This is a genomic window from Acetobacter lovaniensis (genome assembly GCF_014207635.1).
Lineage (GTDB): Bacteria > Pseudomonadota > Alphaproteobacteria > Acetobacterales > Acetobacteraceae > Acetobacter > Acetobacter lovaniensis.
In genome coordinates this window covers 1-5,144 of sequence record NZ_JACHIE010000034.1, presented here as the reverse complement: position 1 = coordinate 5,144, position 5,144 = coordinate 1, and the positions used below count along the sequence as shown (strand labels likewise).

Annotated in this window: 8 protein-coding genes and 1 pseudogene; all 9 read left to right on the top strand. The window is 64.8% G+C overall.

Annotated elements, in window-relative coordinates; genetic code table 11:
* Window positions 1–331: 331 nt before the first annotated feature.
* Window positions 332–583: a helix-turn-helix transcriptional regulator gene (locus HNR55_RS16425; protein ID WP_010668883.1), complete on the top strand. Its 252-nt coding sequence runs from the start codon at window positions 332–334 to the stop codon at window positions 581–583.
* The gene (locus HNR55_RS16420) at window positions 580–1,671 is read left to right on the top strand and encodes a replication initiator protein A (RefSeq protein WP_018308126.1); all 1,092 of its coding nucleotides are present in this window, start codon (window positions 580–582) and stop codon (window positions 1,669–1,671) included. Before HNR55_RS16425 ends, HNR55_RS16420 begins: the two co-directional genes overlap by 4 nt.
* Window positions 1,668–2,306, top strand: coding sequence for a ParA family partition ATPase (gene parA / locus HNR55_RS16415; protein ID WP_018308125.1), 639 nt, complete (start codon window positions 1,668–1,670; stop codon window positions 2,304–2,306). The genes HNR55_RS16420 and parA overlap by 4 nt, the downstream gene beginning before the upstream one ends.
* Complete coding sequence (locus HNR55_RS16410; RefSeq protein WP_018308124.1) at window positions 2,303–3,046, top strand: DNA-methyltransferase; 744 nt, start codon at window positions 2,303–2,305, stop codon at window positions 3,044–3,046. The genes parA and HNR55_RS16410 overlap by 4 nt, the downstream gene beginning before the upstream one ends.
* Complete coding sequence (locus tag HNR55_RS16405) at window positions 3,043–3,285, top strand: ribbon-helix-helix protein (protein WP_018308123.1); 243 nt, start codon at window positions 3,043–3,045, stop codon at window positions 3,283–3,285. Before HNR55_RS16410 ends, HNR55_RS16405 begins: the two co-directional genes overlap by 4 nt.
* A complete protein-coding gene (locus HNR55_RS16400; protein ID WP_018308122.1) occupies window positions 3,282–3,782 on the top strand; it encodes a DUF2840 domain-containing protein in 501 nt (166 codons plus the stop codon). Before HNR55_RS16405 ends, HNR55_RS16400 begins: the two co-directional genes overlap by 4 nt.
* Entirely contained in the window at window positions 3,779–4,336 is a 558-nt protein-coding gene (locus HNR55_RS16395; protein WP_010666222.1) for a S26 family signal peptidase, read from the top strand. Before HNR55_RS16400 ends, HNR55_RS16395 begins: the two co-directional genes overlap by 4 nt.
* Before the next feature lies 1 nt (window position 4,337).
* Window positions 4,338–4,676 carry a DUF736 domain-containing protein gene (locus HNR55_RS16390; protein ID WP_010666221.1) on the top strand — a complete coding sequence of 113 codons (339 nt, stop codon included), beginning with the start codon at window positions 4,338–4,340 and terminating at the stop codon, window positions 4,674–4,676.
* Window positions 4,677–4,680: 4 nt separating this feature from the next.
* Window positions 4,681–5,058, top strand: a pseudogene (locus HNR55_RS16385) (lytic transglycosylase domain-containing protein); the annotation flags it as partial.
* Between the last annotated feature and the right edge of the window lie 86 nt (window positions 5,059–5,144).

Below are 5,144 nucleotides of genomic sequence, written 5' to 3'. Positions count from 1 at the left end.
TCCTTCATCTGCCGTCCTTTCGCGCAGTCGTTTCTTCCAACGACCATTCTGGCACATTGCGATGCCGTGCGGGGAGGACGGCAACCACCCCATCTTACACGGCAAATAGCATCAGCCGTTTTTCGCTCTCCTGCGCTGTTTCCCTCCATTTTTTCGACGCTGGCCTGCGCCCGGCTGCGCACGGTAACTCTTGCGCGCGTCATGGTCCGCCGAAGGTGGACACTGAGTCTGAAAAATCTTCGTCCACCCCCAACGCCTGCTTTCTTCGCCACCGTCATCCCGATCCGCCGCGACTTCGCCGCGACGCTTCAAAACCGGACGGAGGCATATCATGCTCAACAGACCCACGCCCTCACCGGCGCGCTATCTGCGCACCCATGAGGCTGCGCAAATTCTCGGACTTTCGCCGCGCACACTGGAAAAATATCGCTGCCACGGTACAGGACCGACGTTCCGCAAGCTTGGTGGTCGCGTCGTCTATCTGATCGATGACCTCGACGTATGGGCAGCCGCCGGTGCGTGCAAATCCACCTCCGACCCGAATTATGACGCGGCGCGTGCCGCCGGGCATGACCCACGATGAATGCCGCGCCGGGTATTCCGCGTTCCAGGCGCGCAAGCGAACGCAACAGGCTCGACCCGTTCGTGGTCTCCGGCGGGGATGCCAGCCCGCGCGATCAGCGCGACCTGATGGAGCGACCGTTCTTCTCGCTCGCGAAGACAAAGCGCACGGTGCCGATCTTCTATGAAGCCGGTGACGTCCGTGTCGAAGTCTTCGGCATGCCCGACCATGGCATGGCGACGATCTGGGACGCCGATGTGCTGATCTGGGCCGCCAGCCAGATCGTCGAGGCGGAAAATCTTGGTCTTACGACATCGCGCTTCCTGCGCTTCACGCCCTATCAGCTTCTGAGCAGTATCGGGCGTCAGACGGGAGCGCGGGATTATGGGCTACTCAAGGCGGCACTGACCCGGCTCCAGTCCACCGTGGTCGCCACTACGATCCGCAACGGCCAGAACTGGCGCCGTCAGCAGTTCTCCTGGATCACCGAATGGGAGATCTGTGCCAGCCAGACGGGCCGCGCCGCTGGTGTCGAGATCGTCATTCCCGAATGGTTCTATCGCGGCGTGATCGACCGCTCGCTCGTGCTTGCCATCGACCCGGCCTATTTCCGCCTCACCGGCGGCATCGAACGCTGGCTCTATCGCATCGCCCGCAAGCATGCTGGCCGCCAGCGTGCGGGCTGGACCTTCGAGATCGCCCATCTGCATGCGAAATCCGGCAGCCTGGTGCGTGTCTCGGATTTCGCCATCCAGATCCGGCATATCGCCGCCCGCCAGTCGTTGCCCGGCTATCGCCTGGGCATCGAGCGCGACGGCGCGCGCGAATTGCTCCGCATCCTGCCGGCCGACTTATCCACAATTCCTGTGGATAACCATGTGAATGGTATCGGGATTTCACACGCAACCCTTATCGGGACATCACACGCAGGACTATCGGGACTTCGCACGCACGAATCGCAGCTAAGTCTTTGGCCTGAAACGGCGATTCCGGCCCTTAACTTATCTAACTTAGAATCTAACTCTTATGTTGATGGGGCGGGCCGCCTTGCGGATAACGGCCCTGGTCCCTCCGTTTCCGGCCCAAAAGCACGCGGAGACGGGCCATGATCGTGGCCCTCCTCAACCAGAAGGGCGGCGTCGGCAAGACGACGCTGGCGCTGCATCTCGCGGGCCAATGGGCTCGGGAAGGCCGGCGCGTGACGGTCATCGATGCCGACCCGCAGGGCTCGGCGCTGGACTGGTCGGCGCAGCGCGCACGGGAGGGACTGCCCCGCCTGTTCGGCGTGATCGGCCTGGCGCGCGACACGCTGCATCACGAGGCGCCGGAACTGGCTCAGGGGGTGGATCACGTCGTCATCGACGGTCCGCCTCGGGTGGCGGCGCTGCTGCGCTCCGCCCTGCTGGCGGCCGATCTGGTGCTGATCCCGGTGCAGCCTTCGCCGTTCGACGGCTGGGCCTCGGCCGAAATGCTGCGGCTGCTGGCGGAAGCGCGGCTCTTCCGTCCCGGTCTGCTGGCCCGTTTCGTGCTGAACCGCTGCGCCGCGCGCACGGTGATCGCCCGCGAAACCCGGCTGGCGCTGGTGGGGCATGAGCCGGCGGCGCTGGCAGCGCGGATCGGCCAGCGGGTCGCGTTCGCCGACATGGCGCGCACCGGCCGCTTGGTCTGCGACTTGCGCCCGCAGGGGATTGCCGCCCGCGAAATCGCCGCACTGACAGCCGAGATTGGGGGGCTGGTGTCATGACCCTGCTGACCGGCGACAGCGCGCTCCTGATGCCCTGGCACGGCCCCTACGACATGATCCTGGTCGATCCCCCCTATGGCGATACGTCGCTCGCATGGGACCGGCGCATAGCGGATTGGCCCGGCAAGGCGCTCGCTGCCCTGAAACCCAGCGGCTCGCTCTGGGTTTTCGGCTCCCTGCGGAGTTTCCTTGCATCCAACGCGGCATTTCGGAATGCGGGCTGGAAATATGCCCAGGAACTGGTCTGGGAGAAGCAGAACGGTTCCAGCTTCCATGCCGATCGGTTCCGGCGCGTGCATGAACTGATCGTCCAGTTCTATCGCGACGATACGCCCTGGCGCGCCGTCTACAACGTGGTTCCGACCACGTCCGACGCACGGGCACGCACGGTACGACGGAAACACCGGCCGCCCCACATGGGTCGGATCGATGCCGGTCGTTACGTCAGCGAGGACGGTGGCCCGCGCCTGATGCGCTCCGTGATTCCGGTCCGTAATACGCATGGCCGGGCCATCCACCCGACCGAGAAGCCGGTGGCGTTGCTGGAGATCCTGATCCGCACGAGCTGCCCACCGGGTGGCCTGGTGGGCGACTGGTTCGCCGGCTCGGGGGCTGCTGGCGTCGCCTGTCGGCTCGCCGGTCGGCGCTATGTCGGCTGCGAGATCGATCCTGTCATGGCGCAGAAAGCGCGCGACCGTATCGCGTCCGTGCTGCCGCTCGGCGAGGGAATATCGCCATGACAGAGCGTCGCACGCTACCCGGCTTCGCGTCGCGCCCCGCCGACCCGGAACGCTGGGTCAAGGCGCCGGACAAGCCTGCGGCTGCCAACCACTTCACCGCCCGGCTGACCATCGACGTCACGCCGGCGCTGCGCGCCCGCATCAAGGTCGCGGCGTTCCAGCGCGGCATGACCGTCGCCGACATGCTGCGCGCGCTGCTCGCCCGTGAGTTCCCTGACAATCCCGGAGACGTGCCATGAACGGACGATTTTCTACGCCGCCGCATCGCCGCGCGGCGTCGCTGACCCATGTCGAACTGACCTGGATCGAGAAGCGTATCGAGCGCTGGTTGCGCTTCGGCCACCGCGTTGACGAACAGATCCTTGATGGTCGCCGCCGCATTTCCAGTTTCGCGCCGGGCAGCATCTTCGCCTTCGTTCGCTGGGCGTCGAACGATCTGGGAGCCACGGTCTCCCGCGTGGACATCGTACGGGCGGTGGAGGCAGGAAGCCCGTTCCAGACCCTCCCGTTTGTGCGTCCCGGTGGCGAAATCCTGCTGCGTGTCGATAGCTGGCCGAGGGTCGAGCGCGTACTCCGGGCGATCGACGTTATTGACGCGCTGGGCATCGACCCGGCGGATGCCGCACCCGAATACTGGCGGCATCTCCACCATCGCATCAGTGCCGGACATGAGCCCCGCAGCTACACGCGTGAGCAGCAGTCAGCATGGCTCAAGCGACGGCAGGTGACGTCATGACCCGGCGTGGCTGGTTCTTCGCCACCTATTTCGCGGTGCTCGGCGTGGGCATTTCACTGGCCGTGCATCCTATGCCCCGGCTGATCTGGAATGAGACGGCGAGCGTGCCAATCGGACTTTATCGGCTGCACACGGACCTTTCGCCGCATGTCGGCGATCTGGTCGCTGTCCGTCTGCCCGAGCGCGCGGCGACGCTGCTGGCGACGCGCGGCTACCTCCCTCTCGGTGTGCCCCTGCTCAAACCTGTAGCGGCCATCGCAGGGCAGTCCGTTTGCCGTACCGGACAACGCATCACCATCGACGGAAAATTCGCTGGCGACGCGCAATCCGTCGATCACCGTGGCCGCCCGCTGCCCGTCTGGCAGGGCTGCCAACACCTCGATCCCGGCCAGGTCTTCGTCATGAACCCGGCCGAACCACGCAGTCTCGACGGTCGATATTTCGGCGTGCTGTCCCTCTCCACCGTCATCGGCCGTGCCACCCCGGTCTGGCGTCCATCCGGGAGCGGCCAGGCCGTCGCCTCATCCTCCAATCCATCCTCGAAAGGACAATAAGATGGCACAGATCGGTCTTTTCACCCGCACCAAAACCGGCTTTGCCGGGCGCATCCGCACCCTCACCGTGACGCAGGATCTTATCCTCATTCCGGCCGATTTTTCTGATGCCGAACATGCTCCGGATTATCGCGTCCATCTCACCGACGCGGACGGCCCGGAGGTCGGCGCAGGCTGGAAACGCACCGGCGAGAGGGCTGGTGAATACATCGCCGTAGCCCTCGACGATCCCGCCTTCACGCAGCCGATCCGGGCCAATCTCTTCCGCACCGCCGACGACCGCGCGGTCTGGGTGCTGAACTGGACGCGCCCGTCAAAGCGCGCCGAACGGGGAGATTGAGACGATGCGACGCGCCTTCTTCCTCGCTGTCGGCATCACCGCGATCGGCGTATTGGCTGCTGCCGACCAGACACGGGCTGCGTCGGTTTCGACACTCGCCGGCACCGATCCTTTTGCTGCCCAGATCGCTGAGGCAGTCCGCCGTTTCGACGTTCCGACCGCCTGGATAAGGGCGGTGATGCGTGCTGAGAGCGGCGGCGACACCAGCGCGATTTCGTCAAAAGGCGCGGTCGGACTCATGCAGATCATGCCCACGACCTGGGCCAACCTGCGTGTCCGTTACGGGCTGGGAAGTGATCCATTCGATGTGCATGACAACATTCTCGCGGGTGCTGCGTACCTGCGCGAGATGCACGATCGCTACGGCTCACCGGGATTTCTTCTGTGGTTGCCGTCCGTTATGCAAGAGTTTTCTGACCCATATTGACGTGTGATCGTGTGCGGTCTTCTGTAAGGCCTGTTGATGTG